At 67.4% G+C, this 22729-nt stretch carries 19 protein-coding genes and 2 tRNA genes; 4 read left to right on the top strand and 17 right to left on the bottom strand.

All coding sequences use genetic code 11. The features are described from left to right. Positions 1-25: 25 nt before the first annotated feature. From D3226_RS08785 to thrC, 13 genes are all read right to left on the bottom strand, one after another. Positions 26-1465 (bottom strand): helix-turn-helix domain-containing protein, encoded by a 1440-nt coding sequence (locus D3226_RS08785; RefSeq protein WP_202382134.1) that lies wholly within the window; start codon positions 1463-1465, stop codon positions 26-28. 68 nt (positions 1466-1533) lie between these two features. After that, on the bottom strand, positions 1534-3432 hold the full coding sequence (locus tag D3226_RS08780) for a hypothetical protein (RefSeq protein WP_202382133.1): 1899 nt from the start codon (positions 3430-3432) through the stop codon (positions 1534-1536). A gap of 8 nt (positions 3433-3440) precedes the next feature. Further along, a complete protein-coding gene (locus tag D3226_RS08775) occupies positions 3441-4247 on the bottom strand; it encodes a fumarylacetoacetate hydrolase family protein (protein ID WP_202382132.1) in 807 nt (268 codons plus the stop codon). Further along, positions 4244-5344: a branched-chain amino acid aminotransferase gene (locus tag D3226_RS08770; protein ID WP_202382131.1), complete on the bottom strand. Its 1101-nt coding sequence runs from the start codon at positions 5342-5344 to the stop codon at positions 4244-4246. Before D3226_RS08770 ends, D3226_RS08775 begins: the two co-directional genes overlap by 4 nt. Positions 5345-5398: 54 nt before the next feature. Then, positions 5399-6457: a 3-isopropylmalate dehydrogenase gene (locus D3226_RS08765; protein ID WP_202382130.1), complete on the bottom strand. Its 1059-nt coding sequence runs from the start codon at positions 6455-6457 to the stop codon at positions 5399-5401. A 103-nt stretch (positions 6458-6560) separates the two neighbouring features. Continuing rightward, positions 6561-6633, bottom strand: a tRNA-Glu gene (locus tag D3226_RS08760). Positions 6634-6804: 171 nt separating this feature from the next. After that, positions 6805-8775 carry an HNH endonuclease signature motif containing protein gene (locus D3226_RS08755; protein ID WP_202382129.1) on the bottom strand — a complete coding sequence of 657 codons (1971 nt, stop codon included), beginning with the start codon at positions 8773-8775 and terminating at the stop codon, positions 6805-6807. A gap of 226 nt (positions 8776-9001) precedes the next feature. After that, a tRNA-Glu gene (locus tag D3226_RS08750) sits at positions 9002-9074 on the bottom strand. A 141-nt stretch (positions 9075-9215) separates the two neighbouring features. Next, positions 9216-10847, bottom strand: a complete 1632-nt coding sequence (locus D3226_RS08745) for a hypothetical protein (protein WP_202382128.1) — start codon at positions 10845-10847, stop codon at positions 9216-9218. After that, on the bottom strand, positions 10844-11557 hold the full coding sequence (locus D3226_RS08740) for an ABC transporter ATP-binding protein (protein ID WP_337248943.1): 714 nt from the start codon (positions 11555-11557) through the stop codon (positions 10844-10846). The genes D3226_RS08745 and D3226_RS08740 overlap by 4 nt, the downstream gene beginning before the upstream one ends. 23 nt (positions 11558-11580) lie before the next feature. Beyond that, positions 11581-11988 (bottom strand): phage holin family protein, encoded by a 408-nt coding sequence (locus tag D3226_RS08735; RefSeq protein ID WP_202382127.1) that lies wholly within the window; start codon positions 11986-11988, stop codon positions 11581-11583. Positions 11989-12043: 55 nt separating this feature from the next. Further along, positions 12044-13237, bottom strand: coding sequence for an AI-2E family transporter (locus D3226_RS08730; RefSeq protein WP_202382126.1), 1194 nt, complete (start codon positions 13235-13237; stop codon positions 12044-12046). Positions 13238-13272: 35 nt separating this feature from the next. Next, a complete protein-coding gene (gene thrC, locus D3226_RS08725) occupies positions 13273-14703 on the bottom strand; it encodes a threonine synthase (protein WP_202382125.1) in 1431 nt (476 codons plus the stop codon). 217 nt (positions 14704-14920) lie between these two features. Here thrC and D3226_RS08720 point away from each other — a divergent pair, with 217 nt between their 5' ends. Together D3226_RS08720 and mscL are read left to right on the top strand one after the other, a co-directional pair. Beyond that, entirely contained in the window at positions 14921-15811 is an 891-nt protein-coding gene (locus tag D3226_RS08720) for a DUF4190 domain-containing protein (RefSeq protein WP_202382124.1), read from the top strand. A gap of 117 nt (positions 15812-15928) precedes the next feature. Beyond that, complete coding sequence (mscL, locus tag D3226_RS08715; RefSeq protein WP_202382123.1) at positions 15929-16378, top strand: large conductance mechanosensitive channel protein MscL; 450 nt, start codon at positions 15929-15931, stop codon at positions 16376-16378. A gap of 163 nt (positions 16379-16541) precedes the next feature. Here the strand turns inward: mscL and D3226_RS08710 are convergent, their stop codons facing one another. Further along, positions 16542-17948 carry a dipeptidase gene (locus D3226_RS08710; RefSeq protein ID WP_202382122.1) on the bottom strand — a complete coding sequence of 469 codons (1407 nt, stop codon included), beginning with the start codon at positions 17946-17948 and terminating at the stop codon, positions 16542-16544. A 104-nt stretch (positions 17949-18052) separates the two neighbouring features. Further along, positions 18053-18685 (bottom strand): SOS response-associated peptidase family protein, encoded by a 633-nt coding sequence (locus D3226_RS08705; RefSeq protein ID WP_202382121.1) that lies wholly within the window; start codon positions 18683-18685, stop codon positions 18053-18055. A 56-nt stretch (positions 18686-18741) separates the two neighbouring features. Between D3226_RS08705 and D3226_RS08700 the strand changes: the two genes are divergently transcribed. Continuing rightward, positions 18742-19212 (top strand): YdeI/OmpD-associated family protein, encoded by a 471-nt coding sequence (locus D3226_RS08700; RefSeq protein WP_202382120.1) that lies wholly within the window; start codon positions 18742-18744, stop codon positions 19210-19212. Here the strand turns inward: D3226_RS08700 and D3226_RS08695 are convergent. Both D3226_RS08695 and D3226_RS08690 read right to left on the bottom strand, forming a co-directional pair. After that, on the bottom strand, positions 19190-19999 hold the full coding sequence (locus tag D3226_RS08695; protein ID WP_202382119.1) for an ABC transporter ATP-binding protein: 810 nt from the start codon (positions 19997-19999) through the stop codon (positions 19190-19192). The two genes, D3226_RS08700 and D3226_RS08695, sit on opposite strands and share 23 nt — an antisense overlap. Continuing rightward, positions 19996-20703 (bottom strand): FadR/GntR family transcriptional regulator, encoded by a 708-nt coding sequence (locus tag D3226_RS08690; RefSeq protein WP_202382118.1) that lies wholly within the window; start codon positions 20701-20703, stop codon positions 19996-19998. Before D3226_RS08690 ends, D3226_RS08695 begins: the two co-directional genes overlap by 4 nt. A gap of 165 nt (positions 20704-20868) precedes the next feature. Between D3226_RS08690 and D3226_RS08685 the strand changes: the two genes are divergently transcribed. Then, positions 20869-22659, top strand: coding sequence for a 2-isopropylmalate synthase (locus D3226_RS08685; RefSeq protein ID WP_202382117.1), 1791 nt, complete (start codon positions 20869-20871; stop codon positions 22657-22659). Positions 22660-22729 lie beyond the last annotated feature (70 nt).

The following is a 22729-nucleotide window of genomic DNA, read 5'->3' as shown; positions in this document are numbered from 1 at the left end:
CGCAACAGTCGCCCGGTTCGGCTGGTTACTGCTCGCCGCGCAACGCTTCGAGCTTGGCCACCACGTGGGCGCGCCGGGGTGAGCGCGCGGGAAGCACCTGGAGCAAGGTCTCCCAGATGTGCGCGTCCGCCCAGGCCCACTGCTGCGCGTACGCAAACAGCTGATCGGGATCAGCGCGCTCAAGCATCGTCTCCCGCAATGTCGCGTCGAGTTCGGCACGCAAGCGCTCAGCCACGGGCGACACGGAGGTGGGCAGCACTGGGCCGGCATAGCCTGCGAGCGCCGCGGTGTGCTCCCCAGCGTCCAGCTGCGCCAACGCGTCTGAGGCGTCCACCCGCAGCGGTCCGTCGAGCGCGTACGGCCGGGACTGCAGGCGGAGCGGCACGGCCTCCGCGGCGAACCACCGGCGCAGGCGCACAAGTTCAGCGCGGAGCGTCTGCTCTGCGTCGGCCCGCCCGTACACCTCCTCTGCGAGCTGCTCGGCTGAGCACCCGGCCGGCGAGGCCGCGAGCGCGAGCAGAATCTCCGCGTGGCGCCCCGTCAGCGGGGCGGATCCGGCTTCCCACTCCAGGGCGGCTTCCTCACGCCCGAGCACGCACAGTCGAGGCGCGGAAGGGCCGGGATCGGGATCGAGCTCGAGATCCGGATCGGGATCAGCGCCCTGTCCCGCCGCGGGGCCCACCTGCGCGTGCGCGAATCCGCTCGCCGCCGCTGCGGCACTCGCGCGGGCCGGGTTCAAGAGTTCGCGGAGCCGGGCAAGCTGCAACTCCGCCTCAATCGCTGCGAGTGTCGCCTGCAGGAGGGGCAACAGGTGCGGTGAGGCGGCGCTGTCGCCGCCCGTCACATCAACCACGCCCAAGATCTCACCGCTTAGCGGGTCGTGCACGGGCGCCGCAGTGCAACTCCACTCGTGCACTGCGCGACTGAAGTGCTCGGCCCCCAACACCTGCAGCGCCTGGTCAAGCTCAATCGCACTGCCGGGAGCGCTCGTGCCCACCGAGTGCTCGGACCAGTCCATGCCCGCCCGAAACCCCATCTCGGCGGCACGGGTACGCAGGCGGGCGTCGCCGTCCACCCAGAGCAGGCGACCGGCTGAGTCTCCCACGGCGACGATGAGCCCGGACTCACGCGCCTCATCAAACAGCAGCTTGCGGATCACGGGAAGCACGCTCGACAGCGGGTGGATCCTCCGCAGCTCGTCCAACGCAGCACCGTCAAGCGCGGGGCGTTCAAGCACCCGGTCGGGATGGATCGTGCCGCGCTGTGAGCGGAGCCAGGAGTCGAGTACGAACGGACGCACACCGGGCGTCGCCGCGAAACGCTCGCGCAGCTCGAGCTCCGCATTCGGATCGTGCAGGGCTGCGCTCGCAGCCGAACTCACAAACCGCTCGTGCGCACGTTCAAGCGCCCGCCGACGTTCTCGGACGGACTCTCCGCGCTGCAGCGCCTGCCATGAGCTCGGCACTCGACCTCCTCGTTGCGGCCCTTGTTGCCTCCCGAGCGTAGCCCATGTGGCCCCCGCCGTGGCTGCGATTATCCGGGGCTTCTGCGCCGTCCCGCCGCCCGGTGCGAGAGGCGTCGCCGCAGCTTCACAATCATCAGGCAGAACGAGCCGACGAGCAGCAGCCCGAAGAGCCCGGCGCCCACCCACAAATTCGGGATGATCCCAACGATGCCGATGAATGCGATGGCGAGGAGCAGCAGCATCTCACGCACCTCATTGCCGAACTGCTGCAGCCTCGCTGGTCTGGCGCGGACCACCGCAAGCTGCTGTGCAGCAAGCCCAAGCCGAGTCCGTGTGGCGGCGTCGATGAACAGGGTCGGAATGTCGGGATGAATGCCCAGGGTGCTGCGCGCTCCGGGGAAGCGATCGTCCCAGCTCCCGGTCGAGACGCGGACGCGCTCCTGCCACACGTCCTCGGGCACCTGAAACGCCTTGACGACAAGGGTGCGCACCTGCCCGTCGTCTCCAGCGGCGCCTTCGAGGACCACGTAGTCACCGCTCGAGATGCCCAGCAGCTGCAGCGACAGCTCACTCATGAGACACACCTCGCGCTCGGTGCTCGAAGGATCCGCGAGCGTGACTCGGAACGAAACATAGTTGGGCGCCCCGAGCAGCGCATCAAACGAGTCGCGCCGCTCCACGGTCACGGGCCGCAGGATCGCCCGCTCCCCCACTTCAAGCCCCGCGCCCATCCGCATCATGTGGTCAACCTCGATCAGATCGGGATCCGCGGGCGGAGCGCCATCTCCGTTCGATGTGTACACCGATGCGATCACACGGGGCGCACGCGCAGCGACTCCACCGTGCAGTGCCTCAGAAACAATCTCGACGTGCGTGGGATTGCCGAGCGCCGAGCGGACACGTTCGCCGAGGCGCACCACAGAGTTTCCTCGGCGCTCGAGGAGATCGTGGGTTCGCCCAACGGTCACGCTCAATCCGTCACGCCCCGCGAGCCCCGGGAGCGGGGCTGCGGGCCGCTGCGGGAATGGAAACCCGTATCGAGCCGCTTCGCTCCCCATGCAATCGGTGCGCTCGGCGAGCATGTTTCGATGCAGAACGTGGTTGCTTCGCTGCAGGGTTTCGAGGGATCCTTGCGCTCCCGGCACTGCGGCGAACAGTTCCGCGGGTGTGCTCCCCCAGGCCTCCCTGCACACCTCATCCTCGAGCAGCGCTCGCAGGGCACGCTCTTGCGTCGGCAGCCGGCGCGCGGTGATGTCCTCTGGCTCGATCAGCCCAGCGTCCGCTGTACCGAAGATGAAGGGGCCGCGCGCATCGCCGATCACGCCGTGATGCGCGACGTACGCGTAGGCGCCGGGAATGCGCTCGCCCGTTTCGAGCAGAATCTGCGCGTCGTCTACCCACACGCGCCGGTACCAGGGCGATTCAGTGGCGTCGATCGCGCGCAGCTGTGCCCGGCTGACAAACTGCACGGTCGTCGCGGTCGTTGCGCCCACCTCCGGGAAAATCGTCGCAGGGAGATACCCGGCGGGGGCGAGGAAGGAGGTAAAGCCCACGCGATACCCAGTGATTCGCGCACGAATCGACGGGACCACCAGTTGCGTGGACTCGGCCTCGAACTTATTGCGCAGCTGGGACGGCGCAGCGTTTGAGCCGATCGCGATCACGGGGACGAGGCCGTCCGCGATCGCGCCGGTGAGCTCTTCCAACACGCTGTTCAGTGTCGGCGAGACGCGGTGAGAGAGCCCGAGCTCGCGCGCAGACTCCTCATCGATCGCAACCCGGCAGCTGCCCAAGCGCTGTTCTGTCGGCACTTCCCACGTGAGCGGGTCGCTCCAGCGGTCAAGAATGCGCCACACACGGTCCTGGGTAATCAGTACCGACGCGGCTGGAACGGCCCCGGGGTAGCTCAGGGGCTCGCGCCGGGGAGCGGCGGAGCCCGCGAATTCGGGACCGTTCCAGTCGTTCATGCGTCTACTTACTCGGCCGCAGCGGCGTCGCGGACCGGGTTGCGGAGGATCCCGATCCCCTCGATCTCTACCTCAACGGTGTCGCCCGCCTCGAGCAGTCCGACACCCGCGGGCGTCCCCGTGAGAATCACGTCGCCCGGCAGCAGCGTGAATGCCTGCGAGGCGAACGCGACAATCTTCGCGAGCGAGTGGATCAGCTGCGCGGTGCTGCCCTCCTGGCGCACCTCACCGTTGACCCGGGTGACAATGCGCGCATCCGAGAGATCGGGATCGGTCTCGATGACCGGGCCGAGCGGGCAGAACGTGTCAAACCCCTTCCCCCGGGTCCACTGACCATCCGCGATCTGCAGGTCACGCGCGGTCACATCGTTTGCGCACGTGAAGCCGAACACGTAGCTGAGCGCTTCCTCCTCGGACACGTTCTTCGCAACGGCACCAATGACCATCGCGAGCTCGCCCTCGTGCTCAACCCGTTCAGAGATCTCGGGCCGAACAATGACGTCCCCGGGCCCGATCACCGAGGTGTTGGGCTTCAGGAACAGCACGGGCTCCGCGGGGGTCTCACCACCCGTCACGCCCGCCATCTCCGCGATGTGGTCGGCGTAGTTCTTTCCGACACACACGACCTTCGAGCGTGGGATCACGGGGGCAAGCAGGCGCACCTCTTCAAGCTTGAGCCGTCGCCCCGTCGTGTCGTAGCCCGCCACGATGGGATCGGCCATCAGCTCGACGAGCTCGACGCCCTCACCGTTCTCCGCCCGGTCGAGAATCCCAAAGGAAATCTCGCCATCGATCTGGAAGCGCGCGACCTTCATCGTGCGTCCGCCGGGACGATGACCTCAAGCCAGCCGTGACGATCCTCACGCGTGCCGAACTGGATCCCCGTGAGCTCTTCGCGGAGCGACATCGTGAGCTCACCCGGCGCGTTCGCCCCGAAATCGATCGCGAAGTCTTCGGACTTGAGCTGCTGGATCGGCGTGATCACTGCGGCGGTGCCGCAGGCGAAAGCCTCCGTGATCGTGCCATCGGCGACCCCCTCGCGCCACTCGGTGACCGTGATCTCGCGTTCTTCAACGGTATGCCCGCGATCCTTCGCAAGCTGGATGAGGCTGCGGCGCGTGATCCCATCGAGGATGTTGCCGTTCAGCTGCGGGGTGAGCACCGTGCCGTCGGCGCGCACTAGGAACAGGTTCATGCCGCCGAGCTCGTCGATCGTGTCCGTCGTCGCCGAGTCAGTGAAGAGCACCTGCTGGCAGCCGTTCTCTGCGGCCACCTGCTGCGGGAGGAGCGAGGCAGCGTAGTTGCCGCCGCACTTCGCGGCCCCCGTGCCGCCGCGCCCCGCACGGGCCAGATCCTGCGAGAGCCAGATCGACACCGGCTTCACCCCACCCGAGAAGTAGGGGCCCGCCGGGCTAGCGATGATGAGGAAGCGTGCGCGCTCCGCGGCCCGCACCCCGAGGAAGCTCTCATCGGCGATCATGAACGGGCGCAGGTACAGGCTCTGGTCGGCGCCACTCGGCACCCAGTCCGCGTCGATTCGCACGAGCTCGCGTACGCCCTGCACGAAGATTTCTTCGGGGATTTCGGGCAGAGCGAGGCGCACAGCCGACTCGTTGAGTCGGCGCGCGTTCGCTTCCGGGCGGAAGGTAACGATCGAGCCATCGGCGCGGCGGTAGGCCTTCAGCCCTTCGAAAATCTCCTGCCCGTAGTGCAGCACGGAGGAGGCAGGGTCGAGCGGAATCGGACCGTACGGAATGACCTCAGCGTCATGCCACCCCGCGTCCTTGGTCCAGGCCACGGACACCATGTGGTCAGTGAAGACGTTGCCGAAGCCGGGATCAACGAGCAGCGCCTCGCGCTCGGCGGCGGAGCGGCGCTGGGCCTCGGTGTGGGTGAATACCAGGTCAGTCATGAGGTGTTCCTTCTGAAGAAGAGCGGGTGCGGGAGGGTCGAGCCTGGTGCGTCGTTAGCGCGAGGGCAGAGCCGCGATGATTGCGTCGCCAACTGCCGCGGTCGCGCGGGCGGCGTCGCCGCGAACAGCTAGGTCGGCGCGGACCGCTTCGCGGACGCGGTCCGCCTCTGCGCCGAGGTCCAGGTGATCGAGGAGGAGAGCCGCGGAGAGGATCGCCGCGGTCGGGTCCGCCTTCTGCTGCCCAGCGATGTCGGGCGCAGAGCCGTGTACGGGCTCGAACATGCTCGGGAAGGTGCCGTCGGGATTGATGTTGCCGGACGCCGCGAGCCCGATGCCGCCGCCGATAGCGCCGGCCAGGTCCGTGAGGATGTCTCCGAACAGGTTATCAGTGACGATCACGTCGAAGCGCGCGGGATCCTGCACCATGAAAATCGTGGCGGCATCGACGTGCATGTAGTCGACCGCGATTTCGGGGTACTCCGCAGAGACCGCGGCGACGACGCGCTGCCAGATCGCTCCCGCGTGTACGAGCACGTTTGTCTTGTGCACCCAGGTCAGCTTCTTGCGGGGGCGCGACTGAGCCGTCTCGAACGCGTAGCGGACCACGCGCTCCACGCCCATCGCGGTGTTCACCGATACTTCCGTGGCGACCTCATGCGGCGTGCCGGCGCGCAGCGTGCCGCCGTTCCCAACGTAGGGGCCTTCGGTGCCCTCGCGCACCACGACGAAGTCGACTTCGCCCGGAGCTCGAAGCGTCGACTCGACGCCGGGGAAGAGTGTGCACGGCCTCACGTTCGCGTAGTGGTCGAAGTCGAAGCGCAGCTTGAGCAGCAGCCCGCGTTCGATGTTCGCGTGCTTGAGTCGCGCGTCTCCAGGGACACCGCCGACCGCACCGAAGAGGATCGCGTCGTGCTCGGCGATTGCCTGCTGCTCTTCCTCGGGCAGGGTTTCTCCGGTCTCGAGGAACCGTTCGGCACCGAGCTTGAATTCGGTACGCGCGAGTTCCACGTCACCGCCCACGAGAACCGCGTCGAGGACGCGATTCGCCTGCTCGATCACCTCCGGGCCAATACCGTCGCCGGGAAGTACTGCGAGCTTGATGGTGCGGGTCACTGAGCGCTCCTCTATGTGCGTGGACAGAACCCTCCCAGCATATCCGCGCGAGCGACCCGAGAAACAACGAAAGCCCCACCCGAAGGTGAGGCTTTCGATCCGGTGACCCCAGCGGGATTCGAACCCGCGTTACCGCCGTGAGAGGGCGGCGTACTAGGCCGCTATACGATGGGGCCGGACGCTGTTCCCTGAACTCCGAGGTCTCCCCCGTTGCGCTGGCAACCTGACTATCTTGGCACAGCTCGCGGCTGGGCGCAAAATCTGCCCACCTGAGTTGGCGCGTCGCTTCACAGCTGCGGTCTCATCACTACGCACGGCCAGCCTGCAGCCACCCAGAATGCAGTCGCTCAGAATGGGTGGTCGTCGGGATCGTCGTCAACGACGGGCCGTGGAGGAACAAGCGGTCGTGCTGTGCGAACCGGCGGTGTCGGCGGCGGGGCCGTTGACCTCGTCACTGATGGCCTCGGTGGTGGTGTTCCGGTGTTGTCGTGTTTTAGGAACCTCACCCGGCTTGGTGGTTCGTCGTCGTACACGCGTCCGGTCGGGGATCGCCAGCGCATTGTCCCGTCCGGCAACAAACGGTGGTCCCAGTCAGAGTTGTGCTTCATGGTGTGGTGGCCTCGGCAGAGATGGGCAAGGTTGTCTGTTGACGTGGTGCCGCCATCTGCTGCGGGGATCGTGTGGTCGATATCGCATCGGTTCACCGGCACCCGGCAGCCGGGGAACCTGCAGTGTAGATCGCGGGCCCCGAGGAAGCGGCGCATCTGTGCACTGGGCCGATACCGGTCCACACTCAGCACATCCCCACTCTCACCCGACACGGTGACCTTCTCCCAGAAGTCCGCGTGACCTGCGTAGCCACGAATCTGTTCAGGGTCGACGGGTCCGGATCCGATGAGTTCGGCGTCCGTGAACTCCGGCGGCGAGGACGCAGTGGGGTCAGGGCCGGTCGGTGAGTTGGTGCCCGGGGGTGCTGTGGTGGTCACCACGACCTGGATGTGCGCCCGCACCGCCTCTTCCGGGGACCCCGCAACCAGCCGCATCGGATCCCCAGCAAGGAGCAGGTCCCGGAGCACATCCGTGCGAGTCTGCGCGCGGCTGCGCTTGGGGAGCCCGGCCCGGATTTCTCGCACCCCGGGACGCCCGCCATTCATGCCCGGACGGAGTTCCCGGAGGAGGCGCCGGCGTTCTGCGACGCTCTGTGCTCTCACGCCCCGGGGCTTGCGCGTGGTGTGTGCGGGTGACGCTTCACCCGTGCCCGTGCCCGTGCTCGTGCTCGTGCCCGTGTCTGCGAGACCGGTGCCGCGATCTGTGAGGGTGCGGGCGAGTTGGTGCTCGGTGACCTCCGCGGACTTCGCAAGCCGCGTCAAGCGATCATGAATCGCATACGCCACAGGAGTCGGCATGAACGCCACAAGCTCCGCCATCCCGTTCTCATGATCACGCACCCACACTTTTCGCTCACACTCCGGCGAAGGTGCAGGAGCGCCGGTGTTTGGTTCAGTGGCACTGGGATCGGTGCTTGTTGGAGCTGTGTCGTTCGGGTCGGTGCTCACCGGGTCAGAGGCACTCGGGTCGGTGCTGGACGGATCCGGGGAAGCCGTGTCCGGACCAGCAGAGCCATCGATCGTGGAGTCAACGCCCGGGAACGGGGCCGGCTTCGGAAGGGATCTCGCGAGCTCACGCGCAAGCTTCCGCGCGATCGGCCGCAAACGCTGCGGCGTCTGGGACTCAGCACGCCGCAACACTTCCGCCTCGTACCTGCCCCGCACACGCACCGAATCTGGATCCTGTCCAAGCCCCAGCGCGTCCGCGGATTCCACGAGTGCGCGCACATGCTCGGGAGAGACCTTTCCGGTGAGCATGCGTGGCAGAGTCGCCGGGAAACGCATCGTGAGTGCGCTCGCAAGGTTCAGATCGCGCTCCACGATGTGTTCGCTCTGGTGGAGGGCGGTAGCGATTTCGGCACGCAGGGAACGGTACGGGATGTCGCCACTGCCGGAAGGGGCGCGGTGCACCGCGGTCTCCATCGCGAACGAAAGAACGTTCAAGCGTGCGGCGGTGAGAATGTTCTGGAAGCGGTCAAACTGTTCCAGCATGCCGACCACGTCATCCACCACCCGCACAGAGAACACGGGTGGGATGACACCGGGGGCGGCGGACGCGAACGCTTTGGCGAAGAGCTCGGTGGGATCGAACTCCGGTGGCTGGGGTGGAGCAGAAGTGTGAGCCGCGGAGGTCTTCTGGAAACGCACCCGGGAAGCCCGGCGCGGCGCGAGCGGCGAGCCAGTAGCGGGAGAACCTCGGGTGGTGGTCATGTGCTCATTCAAGCAGTGACCACTGACATTCAGACCCCAGAAAACCGCGGAAACACGCGGCAAAACAGGACACCGCGAGGAACCCCTGATCCCACTCTGGAAAGTCAGTTCACCCTCAAGAAGAGGGTGAAAGTGAGGCGTGGCAAATAAACCGTGAATCGGGAGGGCCCGGGGAAAGCCGCAGAAACAACGAAAGCCCCACCCGAAGGTGAGGCTTTCGATCCGGTGACCCCAGCGGGATTCGAACCCGCGTTACCGCCGTGAGAGGGCGGCGTACTAGGCCGCTATACGATGGGGCCGGACGCTGTTCCCTGAGCTTCGAGGTTTCCCCCGCCGCGCTGGCAACTCATTTAGTTTGCCATGGGTCCGGGGCAACAGCAAACTCGGGCCAGCGGCCCGCGCGTGTCACCGCGGAATTCCGGCATTTTTCACCGCTCGAGCTACTGCGTGAGGCTGGGCCGAAGACGCGAGTATGCCCACGCCCCGAGGCAGACGAGCGCCACACCGGTCGTCACCGCCGCGGCGACCGGCGAGCCCGCAGACCACGCCGCCCCCAGCGCTCCCCCGACCAGCAACGCAACGACCGGACCGTCGATCGTCCAGATGAAAACGTTCATGGCCGAGACGTCACCCATCGGGGTCGGCACCGGCGCGAGCAACCGGAGCGGGATCGTGCCCTTCAGCGCAGCCGCAGCGCGTAACAGCACCAGCACCGCCGCAAACCCCGGCGCGCTCCACACCGCGAGGAATCCGTCCGGCGTTGTCTGCCACCCACCCAAGCCGAGCGTCGCGAAAGAGATCGCGGCCGCAGCGCCACCCGCCACAGCCAGAGTGCTCGCAAGCAGCGGGGTCAGCGCGTGCGCCGCGATCAGCGCGCCAGGGCTCAGCGGAAGCAGGGCGGGCGATCCAGCCCCGCCCGCCGCGGTCACCATTCCGCGACACCACGGTTGCACCGAGAACGAACCCACCGCAACCGCCACTGCACCCATGAGTGCCGCACCGCCGAGTCCCGCCCCTGACTGCACCGCGACCGCCCACAGCACTCCCGCACTGGCCACCCCGATGGCGGCTGCGAGGCTTCGCCCCGGCGCGCGGACGAGGCCCAACAGATCACGCCGGAGCAGCATGCCCCAGAGCCGAGCGCTCGGTCGCAGCCGAAGCCGCCGGCCCATGGTCACCGGCGCCCCGAAACGAGCGAGCGCAGCCGTCGGATCACCGGTCAAGGCGAGCGCACTCGCAGCGTCCCAGTTGACCGCCTGTTCGCGCAGGAGTTCGCGGGGCAGGCGAGCGGCGAGCGGAACCGCCCCGCACACCACAACCAGCGCCGCGGCGACAGGCATGACGAGTGCGCGGAGCAGACTGGGCATGTGTACGGCTGACACCTCAACGACTCCCCCCGCAGCGCCGGAGGCAGTACCAGCGGGCACGCTCAGTTCGAGCACTCGGCTAGCCCCGGACCACGGGTCACCCAGTGGCCCCCAAATGAGCTGGGCTGCGGCGAGCACTGCCAACACGGCGGCGAGCACCGCACGCGTCCGAAGGCCCACCTGCCCAACAAGCAACGCGCCGACGAGCACCACCCCGACACACATTCCTGCCACGACAACCGAGACCAGCACCGCCCAGGGAAGCGGCCCGCGAAGCAGCGCCGCGATAGCCCATACTCCGCCGAGCACTGCACCCAGCGCAGCTCCGGCAAGCAGCCATCGCACCACGGGCGGAGCGAGCAGACGCCACCGCGCAATAGGCGTTGGGAACAGCAGATCAAGCTGCGGGAGTCCCGCGCGTGCGGGTCCGCCGCGACCGCCAAGGAACACGACCCCGGCCGTTGTGGCAGTGAGCAGTGCCGCGAGTGCGCCCGGCTGCTGAACGAGATCAGGCAGCACGGGCGCGGCCCCCAGCACCGACGTGCGAACCGCGGGCGCCACCACGATGATGGTCAGCATGATCGCGAGGTAGATCCGGTACGAGACATCGCCCGCGCTCAGCGTGTCGCCACGCGCACGGCGGACGGCACGAACCGCCCGGAGCGCGGCGGCGTCTGCGCGGAAGCTGCCCTGGGAGAGCTTCATTGCCCGCTCGCAGCTCCGACGAGCACCTCAGCGTCAGCAACCCGCGCAACCAGCTCGGGATCGTGCGATGCGAACGCGAGCGCCACCCCAGCGGCCCGTGCGGCGCACAGCACCTCGGCAACGATGCCGCGGCGATCCGGATCAAGCCGCTGCTCCGGCTCATCGAGCAACAACACCGAGCAGGGCCGCGCGAGGGTCACGGCGAGCGAGACGAGCTGCCGCTGCCCACTCGAGAGCTCGTTCGGGAAGCGATCCGCGAGTGCCCCGATGCCGAACGCCTCGAGCGCGGCGTCGCCGAGCCCGCTCCAGCGCGGGGGCGCCGCGGGGCCGGCACCGCGCGGGTCACGGGCGCGCTCTCCCCCAGTCGTCTCGCCTGACCATGCGGCCGAAATGAGCGCGATGTGGTCGCGAAGCGTGAGGTCGGGATAGAGCGTGGGCGGCTCGATGAGCGCGGCGATGTGCCGTCGCACGGCACGATCGCGATCGTCGATTCGCTCACCAAACAGCGTGCACTCCCCCGCGCTGGGGCGAAGCCTGCCCGTCAGCACGCGGAGCAACGTGGTCTTGCCCGCGCCATTCGGCCCGCGGACGGCGACTGCACGCCCCTCCTGCAGCGCGATCGACGTGGCGGGCAGCAGCTGCGCACCGTCGATGTCGACGCTCGTCCGGTCGGCCCGGAGCACCGGCGCGGCGTCGCTCGCGGACCGCACTTCCGGATCCCGATCTGCAGGAATCAGCGCGCCGCTCGCAGCGTCTTCGCGGCGGCCCGACGCTTCAGCTTTTTGTCCACGTAGAACGCCATGAACAGCCACCCGCCAAGAGCGGTGATGAGCCACACGATGATCGGCGCGAGCACCCAGGAACTCACGCCGTGGATTTCGATGCCGCCGGTGAAGAGGGTCGCGACCCACAGCGCGAGCACGGTCGCTACGAGCCCGACGCCACCCGCAAGAGGCGCTGCGTAGCGCTGCGCAATGTTCAGCACGAACGGCCCGAAGAGCGCGTGCGCGAGGGTGAAGACGCCGAGCGCGATGAAGAAGCCAGCAAGGTGCAGCGTCACGCCGGGGAGCGCAAAGTGGATGACGATGAGGGCGATCGCGCCCAGCACGATCTGCGCGACGATTTGGTAGAGGAACCGCATGACACTCCTTCGCTCGTGCGACGGGCGCCGCTCTGCCGATCAGCGTAGCGCAGTGCTAGGCATCGCGTCGCTCGCGCGGCCGGAACCACTTCGCGGGCGTATTCGGCCCATCCCACACTTGGATGATCCCCCAGGCCACCGCCGCGATCGGCACCGCGAGCACCGCACCCAGGACCCCGCTGAGAACGGTACCGATGGTCAAGGCAAGCAGAATCACCAGAGAGTGAAGTTTCAACGCACGACCCATGAGCACCGGCTGGAGGAAGTTCCCCTCGAGCTGGTTGACGAGCACGACAACGCCCACCACCAAGATCGCGTTGACTGGCCCATTCGCCACCAGAGCCACAAGCGCAGCCAAGATGCCGGCGAGCGTCGCACCGACAATCGGGATGAAGGCAAGCACAAACACGAGCACGGCGAGCGGCAGCGCAAGCGGCACCTGCAGGATCACGAGGCCGATCCAGATGCCGATCGCGTCGACCGCGGCAACCGCCGCCGTACCGCGCACATACGAGCCGAGCGTCGCCACAGTCTTCTGGCCGGCGCGCTCTGCCCGCGCGAGGCCGGCGCCGGTGAACGGGCGCAGCAGGAACTGCCAGATCTGCGGACCATCCTTCAGGAAGAAGAACAACACGACGATCATGAGCACCAGGCTGGTCACAAATCCGGTGACCGCGCCCACGCCTGCGATCGCGCCCGAGCCAAACTGGGCGCTGGTCACGAAATCAACAACGGTCTTCTGCCACTCGGCGAGTTGCTCGCTGCTCGGTGCGATGGGGAGCGTCTGCACCCAGTCGAGCACCTGCGTGAAGCCATCGTGGGCCTGCTCCGCAAGCTCGTCCCACTCGTCTTGCACGGCCCACACGATGAGCCACCCCACCCCGGTGAGGATGAGCGCGATCGCGAGCAGCACGAGTACCGTCGCGAGCGCCGGCGGCACGTTTCGCGCGCGCAGCCACCGCATCACCGGCGAGAACGTGCTCGCCAAGATGAGCGCCAAGAGGATCGGGATCACCACGGTGCTGAGCGAGCGTAGGCCCAGCACCACCACGGTGGTGAGGGCCAGCACGATAATGACCTGCAGCGAGCGAGTCGCGACAAGACCAAAGCCATCGCCCCATGCGCGGCCCGCACGTCCCGCAGGTGCCTCGGGGACGAGTCCCTGTGCGGGATCCGGGGCGCCACCAGTGCGGCGTTCAAGCTCGGCAACCCGACGCGCAAGCTGCCTCTGTCGCTGTCCTCCGAACACGATGACCTCCCCGATCCCGATGTGGTTTTCGGAGTCTACGCCTGGACGGCGCGCTCCGCGATGAATGCGCGAAGCGCCGCCGCGTCGTTGCCCATCTCGGTGACGTGCTGCGGCAGCTCGAGCAGGTCCGCGAGGTGCTCGGGCATGCCTAGCTCGATCCCGGTCGCCTCCCGAACGATGTCGGGGAACTTCTCGGGCTTCGCGGTCTCGAGCACCAGCATCGGAATACCGGGCTCGACGTGCTCGCGCGCGACCTTCACGCCATCGGCGGTGTGCGGGTCGATGATGATTCCGCTCGAGGCATGCACGTCACGAATGGTCGCGACACGATCCGCGTGCGTGCTCGTGCCACTCTGGAACCCGAACTCGGTGTCCAGGCGCGGCAGTTCCTGCGTGAGATCGATGCGGCCAGTCTCGGCGAGTTCCTCCCAGGCGGCGGCGAGGCGCGCGGTGTCGCGGCCCAACAAGTCGAAGATGAAGCGCTCGATGTTCGATGCCTTTGAGATGTCCATCGAGGGACTCGAAGTCGCGTAGGTCTCCGCGGCGCCGCGCGGCTCGTAGATGCCCGTGCGGAAGAACTGATCGAGCACGTTGTTCTCGTTCGCGGCGAGCACGAGGCGGCGGATGGGCAGCCCCATTGCGCGGGCCATGTGCCCCGAGAGGATGTTGCCGAAGTTGCCGGAAGGAACAGTGAACGAGACCTCGAAGGCTGCTCGTTCGTCCGCGGCAACCGCATCCGTCGCACGGAGCCAGGCCCAGAAGTAGTAGACCATCTGCGCACTAATGCGGCCGAGGTTGATCGAGTTGACGGTGCCGAGCTCGTGCGCGCGCTTGAACTCGAGGTCTCCCGAGAGCTCCTTCACGAGGTTCTGGCAGTCGTCGAACACGCCAGCAACGGCGATGTTGTGGATGTTCGCATCGGTGAGCGAGTACATCTGTGCGCGCTGGAAGTCGCTCATTCGACCCTGCGGCGAGAGCATGAATACCGCGATGCCCTCCTTGCCGCGGAGCGCGTACTCGGCTGCCGAGCCGGTGTCGCCCGAGGTGGCGCCGATGATGTTCAACGCGCGGTCGCTGCGGGCGAGGACGTACTCGAGCGACTGGCCGAGAAACTGCATCGCCATGTCCTTGAAAGCGAGCGTCGGCCCCTCGGACAGGCCAACCAACGAGATCTGCTCGTCGATCGCCGTGAGCGGCACAATCTCCTCAGCAACGAAGTTCTCCGAGCTGTACGCTGCGGCGCACATCTGCGCAAGGTCCGCACGCGGAATATCCGTCGCATACAGGCTCAGGATCTCTGTTGCGAGCTCAGCGTACGAGAGTCCGCGCAGCGCTTCGATGCGCTCGGCGGTGAGCTGCGGAACGGTCTCCGGAACCACGAGGCCGCCATCGGTGGCGAGACCTTCCAGCAGGATCGCGCTGTACGGTGCCGGGGCCATGCCGCCGCGGGTCGAGATGTACTTCAACTTTGCTCCTCGTCGTTGGTGACCTCCCCCATTCTATTCAGCTATGCATACCGGCCGTGGTTTCGCTCGCCTCGACCACTTGGTTGGAGGTGTCGGGAAGCCCGTTATTACAATGGAAGAGTGCGCGTCGCATTCGATGCGTGCGCGGAGCCGCTGGCACTCCCCCGCTGCGCTGAGTTCCGCCCGTCCTCCGCCCCCACCAGGAGCTTCATCCGCCATGTCTCACCCCACCACCCCCGGCTCGGAGAACCCGCAGCCCGTCGATCCCAACGCTGTTCCCGCGGCACCGCAGGCCCCCGCAGCACCTCAGGGCCCCGAGGCTCCCGCAGAGGCTGTGCCCGCTGAGCCTGCTGCTCCCGCTGAGCCTGCTGCTCCCACTGAGCCCGCCATCGCGCCGCCCACGTACACGCAGCCCGAGTACACGCAGCCCCCGGCCTACGCAGCGGCTCCGCCCGCCCCGCCCGCCGGACCGGGCGCGATGCCCGCCGGTGCGCCGTACCCGGGCCAGCCGCAGCAGCAGCCGCCCATGAACGCGCTCGCGATCGTGGCGCTCGTCACCGGCATCTTGATGAACGTCGTAGGCATCATCTGCGGCCACATTGCGCTCTCGCAGATCAAGCGCACGGGTGAGCGCGGCCGCGGCATGGCCCTTGCGGGAACGATCATCGGCTATGTGAGCCTCGGCCTCTCGATCATTGGCATGATCTTCTTCTTCATCTTCGCTGGCTTCGCAGTCCAGGCAGCGAACACCGCCGCCGAGTCTTCGCTCAGCCAGTACGAAGACGCAACCGCCGAGCTCGAGGACGCACTCGAGGGCAACTCGAGCGATCTCGATGCCACCGCCGGTGACGCAGACCGCTCCGCGGAGTTCTGCGCCGCGCTTGAAGATGCGATCGACAAGACGGACCCGAACACCACCGAGTACTCGGCCGACGAGGTCGCCCGCTACACGAAGCTCGGCGAGGTCGAGAGCCCCAACAAGGAGCTGTACGCGAAGTTCGCCGAACTGATCGCCGACCCCGCGAAGATTGCCACGACCGATGACGCTGTGCAGATCTCCGAGGACGCCATGACCGCGATCACCGAGGACTACGTCGCCTGCATGTAGGTTTCTCGCATGACCGACGAATCAGAGCCCTGCGCGGACTTCCCGCGTGGGGCTCTGGTCGTCTGACCCGCTGCACCACTAACGTTAGTGACAGGTACTTTCCAGGAGGGAGAACGAATGTTCAAGGGGTTCAAAGAGTTTCTGCTGCGCGGCAACGTCGTCGATCTGGCTGTTGCCGTTGTCATTGGCGCGGCCTTCAACGCCGTCGTGCAGAAGGTCGTCGATTCGCTGATCAACCCGATCATCGGGATGGTGTTCAAGGCCGATTCACTTGACGGTGCGCTCCTCGTTGAGCTGCCCGGCGGTGGTTCGATCGCGTTTGGCGCGCTCATCGGCGCGATCCTCAACTTCCTGATTGTCGCGGCAGTCGTGTACTTCGTGTTCGTCATGCCGATGAACAAGCTTCGCGATATGAGCAAGAAGGATGCGGACGAGGAGGTTGCCGCCGAGACCGAGCAGGAGCTGCTCGTCGAGATCCGCGACCTGCTGCGTGCGCAGGCGACCGCGTCGGGCCAGGTGCCCGCAGCACCCGCAGCACCGGAGGCACCGGGCGCGCACCGCGAGTAGGCTCGCTGCGGGCTGCGCAGGCAGCACACCTACAACAGAGCACGACTCGGAGAAATCCAGAGTCTCGGTGAGAATTCCCTCGCGGGATCCGAGATATCTGCGTTCTCCGGGTCGTGCTCTGTTTTGGATGTGTCTGCTGCGTGAGGTAGCCCGGCGTGCGCGTTTACGCGGTGCGGGCGTTCAGCCGTGCGAGGAACAGCGCCTCGGTGAGGAGCGACTTGCGGAACGACTCGATGTGCAACGACTCGTTCGGGCTGTGCGCCCGACCATCGGGATCCTCCACGCCCGTCACCAGGATCTGTGCGCCCGGGAACTCCTCGACGAGCTCAGCGATGAACGGAATCGAGCCGCCCACCCCGATATCGACGGGCTCGCGCTCCCACGCGTCGGCCATTGCGCCACGGACCTCGGTCACGGCCCACCCGCTCGTGTCGACAAGGAAGGCCTGGCCAAAGTCGGGGTCCTCGAAGCTCAGCTGCGCCCCGAACGGCGCGTTCGTCTCGAGATGCTGTTGGATCGCTGCGTAGGCGGCGGCAGGATCCTGGCCGGGGGCGATCCGCGCGCTCACGCGCACGCGCACCCCGGGAATCAGCGTGTTCGACGCGTTCGCAACGTCGGGTGCATCGATCCCCGTGATCGTGACGGCCGGCTGCGCCCAGAGCCGCGAGAGGATCTCGCCGCGACCGATCGGCGTTACGCCGTCGAGCAGGCCGGCCTCCTCGCGGAGGCGATCCTCGCCGTATGCCGGGAGGTCGAGGTCGGCCGTGACGAGGCCGGGCACGGCCACTGCGCCGTCTGCGTCCCACAGCGAGTCGAGCACGCGGACGGCCGCAAGCATGCCGTCCGGCACGGCTCCGCCGAACATGCCGGAGTGCGAGGCGTGATCCAGCGTGTCGATGCGCAGGTTGAACGCCACTGCGCCGCGCAGCGCCACCGTGAGCGCAGGGGTCTCGATATCCCAGTTGCTGGAGTCTGCGACGATGATCGCGTCTGCCGCGAGCAGTTCCTTGTTCTCGCGCAGGAAGTTCCCGAAGGACTGCGACGCCCACTCTTCCTCGCCCTCAATGAAGAGCGCGATGCCGAGTTCGAGCTCGCGCCCCTCAGCCTCGGCCGCCGCGGCGAACGCGCGGATCGCCCCCAAGTGCGCCATCACGCCGGCCTTGTCGTCCGCGGCTCCGCGCCCGTACAGGCGACCGTTCCGCTCGGTCGGCTCGAACGGCGGCGTCTCCCAGTCCTCGTCCTTGCCGGGCGGCTGCACGTCGTGGTGCGCGTAGAGCAGCACTGTCGGCTTGCCGTTCTTTGGCTCCCGCCGAGCCACCACCGCGGGCTGCCCCAGCTCGGTGCCACCCTCCACCGGCGCGCGGCGAATATCCACAACATCGAACACGCCGGTCTCCCGCAGCAGCGCGGCAATCGCCTCAGCGCTCTGCGCAACGTGCGCCGTGTCGAACGCGGGCCACGACACGGAGGGAATACGCACCAGCGCCGACAGATCCTCCATCGTCTGGCCAAACTGCGCGTCGACGACCGAGCGGATGCCCGCCTCGAGCGCGCTCTGTTCCTGAGTCATGAGACTTCTTTCTCCCAGGCGCGTCGGCCGCATCGCACACGCGTGGGCCGGCAGCGCTCCCTGTTCACCATACGAATTCAGACTATCGCCGGGAGTCGCACCCGTCATGCAGCGGGACGGGCGATCACCGCGGCGCGCTCAGCAAGCGGCGTGCCTGCTGCAACAACTTCGTCAACGAAGTTCGCATCACCGACTCGCGTGGGATCAAGCCACGCGTCGTGCGTTTCCCGCGCCAGGATGAGGGGCATGCGTGGGTGCACCTCGGTGGCGGCGCCGACCGCGTCGCGGGTGACGAGCGCGTAGCTCAGCAGCGGCGCACCGTCCGGCTGCGGCACGGGTGTGACGATCGCTGCGATGCCAAACAGTTCATCGTCTGGCAGCGCGAACGTGTGACTCTTCTCGATGTACCAGTGCGCGGGGAGGATCGCCCGGCGCTGCAGTGGGTCGTGCCATTTTCGAGCGAGTGCGTCTGAGCGCGCGTTGAACGCGGAAAACTTTGCCGGGGCTCCCCCAACGTGCAGCCACCACCAGCCGAGGTCCACCCGTCGTTCGCCAAAGCCCTCGTGGATCAGCGGGTTGAGATTTCGCGCGTTGCGCCCGGTGATCCGCGCAGTGGAGCGCTGCTCCCTCGCCCACTCGGCGATGCGGGCACGACTCTCGGGCTCGTGCATGGGCGGCAGGTCAAAGCTCAGCCCCAGATCGTGCGGCCCACCGCCGAGCCCATAACTTGCGCACATGGCGCTCACTCTAGTCGCGCTGCGCGCCACGCGACACTGCGGAGTACGATACCGACATGACGCTGAAGATCTCCACCACGCTTGCGCCGCACGGCCCGGCAACTGCGCTGATTTTGAGCGACGAGCAGAGCGCCGAACTGGGCGGCGGAGCTCGCGCGGCGGTGCGCGTCACCATCGCGGGCCGCACGGCCCGGCTCCGGCTCGCGCGCATGGGCGGCCAGAATATGATCGGCCTTTCGAAGGCCGCCCGCTCAGAGCTTGGCGTCGAGATCGGGGACGCAGTGATCGCCGAGATCGAACTCGATACTGAGGAACGCACGGTGTCCGTTCCCGGGGAGCTGAGCGCCGCGCTCGACGCGCACGCCGGCGCACGTGCAGCGTTCGACGCGTTCTCCTACACGCGCCGCAAGGAGCTCGCGCTCGGTGTTGCGAGCGCAAAGCGGGCGGAGACACGCGAGCGCCGCATCGCCGCGGTGCTTGCGGCCACGCTCGCCGAGCTGGACGCTACGCCGGCTGCAGAGGCGTAGCCACCCGGCCGGCCCGCGCGGCCCAGCGCCCGTCTTCCTTCGTCACCCGAATCGGGTGTTCGAACGCACGCGAGATCACTTCGGTGGTGACCACGTCGTCGACGGCGCCTGCCGCGACAATCTCTCCGTGCGCAATCACCACGGCGTGGGTGGTGCTCTCGGGGAGCTCCTCGAGGTGGTGCGTCACGAGGATCGAGGTCAGTTCAGGCGCCGCGATCGCGAGCTCGTCGAGCGTCTCAAGGAACTGCTCGCGCGCGGCAACATCAAGCCCTGTCGTCGGCTCGTCGAGCAGCAGGAGCCGCGGCTCAGCGACGAGCGCGCGGGCAATGAGCGCGCGACCGCGCTCACCCTGCGACAGTGTAGGCCAGCGTGCATCCCGCCGGTGCGCGAGCCCCACGCGCGCGATCGCCGCGTCCGCCCGCACAATGTCACCGTCGCTCGGAGCCCAGCGCATCGGCAGCTCGATGGTTGCGGTGAGGCCGGTGAGCACCACCTCAAGCATGGTCAGCGGCGTGCTCAGCGGGTGCCGCGGGTTCACATGCCCAATCTCGTGGCGCAGTGCCTGCAGGTCGACCCTGCCGAGGCGGTGTCCGAGCACGTGCGCGGTGCCTGAGGTGGGATGGGTCTGCGCACCGCAGAACCCAAGAATGGTGCTCTTGCCCGCACCGTTCGGGCCGAGCAGCGCCCAGCGCTCCCCCGCGCGAACGGTGAGTGTGATCCCGCGCAGAATGTCGTTTCCGCGTCGGCGGAACACCACATCGTCGAGTTCGAGTACTGCGTCGGTCATGCGAGGCCTTCCTTCAGGGAGCTCAAATGGTTGCGGCTGAGCTGCGCGGCTCGAGCGGGATCACGATCCGCCACCGCATCCGCGAGTTCGACGTGCACTCCATGATCCGCCTCGCTCCCGAAGGCGACGCGGATGCGCAGCATCTCGATCATGGCCTGGCGCACCCGGGGCGTAAATCCGTCAAAGAGCTCGAGCAGGATTGGGTTGTGCGCGGCTGCCACGATTGCGCGATGGAACGCGGTGTCGGCGTCCACGTGCTCGGGAATCTCGGCGCGCTGCACCGAGCGGTGATCGAGGGTGCGCCGAATCGCGCGCAAATCGGTAGGAGTCCGGCGTTCCGCGGCGAGTGACGCGGCCTCAGTCTCGATTGCTGCGCGCGCCTCAATCACGGAGATGATCCCGGCGCGGGCGAGCACCGCATCCCAATCTTCGCGAGCGTCGAGTGCGGTGACGAACACCCCGGCGCCCTGCCGAGAGGCGAGCACCCCACGGCCGGCGAGCTGGCGGATCGCCTCGCGCACGGTGGAGCGTCCGACGCCCAGTTGTGGTGCGAGCGTGGTCTCACCGGGCAGCTTCGCCCCGAGCTCCCACTCGCCCGCACGGATGCGCGACAGCAGCAGCTCCGCGGCCTGCTCGGCGAGCGGTGCGCGGCTGAGGGCGGGCGCAGCGATGCGCCCCGACGCGGCGGAATCAGAGGAAGACATGCACGTAGCGTAGCACTCCTCAACTTGTCTGAGGAGTTGTGTTACTGTGTTGCCATGCGAACGCGCACCCTCCTCCTTCGTCGCCACGACGGGGCCTGACCGACCGGCTCCCCGTCGTGGTGTCGATCGTGCCGGTCTCCCCAGACACGACGCGAGGAGTTTCCTATGTCACACGCACGCCCCTTCCCCACGATCAACACACCAGCAGGCCCCCGCCCGAGCGGAGCGCCCGCATGGAACCGACAGCGCGGTTCGCAGATGCCGAGCCACCGCTATCGCTCGGCCTATGACCGCGTCGAGATTCCCCTCACCGAGCGCAGCTGGCCGAGCGCCCAGCTCACGCAGGCGCCGCTCTGGGTGCCGGTGGACCTGCGCGACGGGAACCAGGCGCTCGCCGAGCCCATGGACCCCGCGCGGAAGCGTCGCTTCTTCGAGCTGATGGTGGCGATGGGGTACACCGAGATTGAAGTCGGCTACCCCTCGGCTTCGCAAACGGACTACGATTTCGTTCGACTCATCGCGGAGAACGAAATCGCGCCCGAGCACGTCACTATCGTCGTGTTCACCCCGGCACGCCGCGACCTCATCGAGCGCACGGTCGAATCAATCCGGGGAATTCGCAATCCGGTGGTCATCCACATGTACACGGCAACCGCTCCCACCTGGCGCGATACCGTTCTCGGGAAGGATCGCCAGACCCTCACCGAGCTCATTCTCGACGGCGGGCGTGAGGTACTGCGCGCCGCGGGCGGGCTGCCGAACGTGCGGTTCGAGTTCTCGCCGGAGGTGTTCAACCTCACCGAGCCCGACTTCGCGCTCGACGTCTGCGACGCCATGACCACGCTCTGGGACGCAACCCCGGAGCGGCCCGTGATCCTGAACCTGCCAGCCACGGTGGAGATCGCGAGCCCCAACGTGTACGCGGACCAGATCGAGTACATGCACCGCAACCTCGCACGCCGCGACAGCGTGATCCTGTCTGTTCACCCTCACAACGATCGCGGCACGGGGATCGCGTGCGCCGAACTCGCGGTGCTCGCGGGGGCGCAAAGGGTGGAGGGGTGCATCTTCGGCAACGGCGAACGCACCGGCAACGTGGACATCGCGACCCTCGCCCTCAATCTGCACGCGCAGGGCATCGACCCGATGATCGATTTCTCCGACATCGATGAGATTCGCCGCACGGTCGAGCACGCAAATCGCATTGAAGTGCATCCGCGCCACCCGTACGTCGGTGATCTCGTCCACACGGCGTTCAGCGGCACTCACCAGGACGCGATCAAGAAGGGCTTCGCGGAGCACCGGGAGCGAGCCATCGCCACCGGGATCGCGGAGCGTGAGCTCGAGTGGCACGTCCCCTATTTGCCGGTTGACCCGGCGGATCTCGGGCGCAGCTATGACGCAGTGATCCGAGTGAACTCGCAGTCAGGCAAGGGCGGTATCGCGTACCTGCTCGAAGCCGAACTGGGCATCGAGCTGCCGCGCCGTTTCCAGATCGAGTTTGCACGACGCGTGCAGCAGCACACGGACGCGAGCGGCGCCGAGGTGCGCGCGTCGGAACTCTGGGATTTGTTCCAGCGAGAGTACCTCGCGGCGACCCCATCGGGGATCGAGCTGCGCACACACGAAACCTCGGGTGATGGCGCTGCGTCACGGAGTCGCTTCACCCTGCATATTGGGGGCGACGACTACACGCACGACGCGAGCGGCGCCCACGGCGAGGATGGCCCCGTCGCGGCGCTCGCCGAGGCGCTTGCCACACACGGGGCACCGCTCGAAGTGCTGTCGCTGCACCAGACGAGTGTGGGCATGGGGAGCAACAGCGCCGCGCTCACGCTGCTCGAGTACCGCGACGCCGAGGGATACCCGGCGTGGGCCGCGGGGAGCTCTTCTTCCGTCCTCGAGGCAAGCCTCGCCGCGGTGATCCGCGCAGCAAACAGCCGGCACGCGAGGTAGCACCTCACGTCGAGGCACATCGCTCAGCGGGTTTCACGGCAGCAATGCCGCTGAGCGAGGTTTGGGGCAG

The sequence above is a fragment of the Leucobacter chromiireducens subsp. chromiireducens genome (assembly GCF_016758255.1).
Classification (GTDB): Bacteria; Actinomycetota; Actinomycetes; order Actinomycetales; family Microbacteriaceae; genus Leucobacter; species Leucobacter chromiireducens.
The sequence above is the reverse complement of the archived record's forward strand: the minus strand, read 5'-3'. Positions and strand labels throughout refer to the sequence as shown.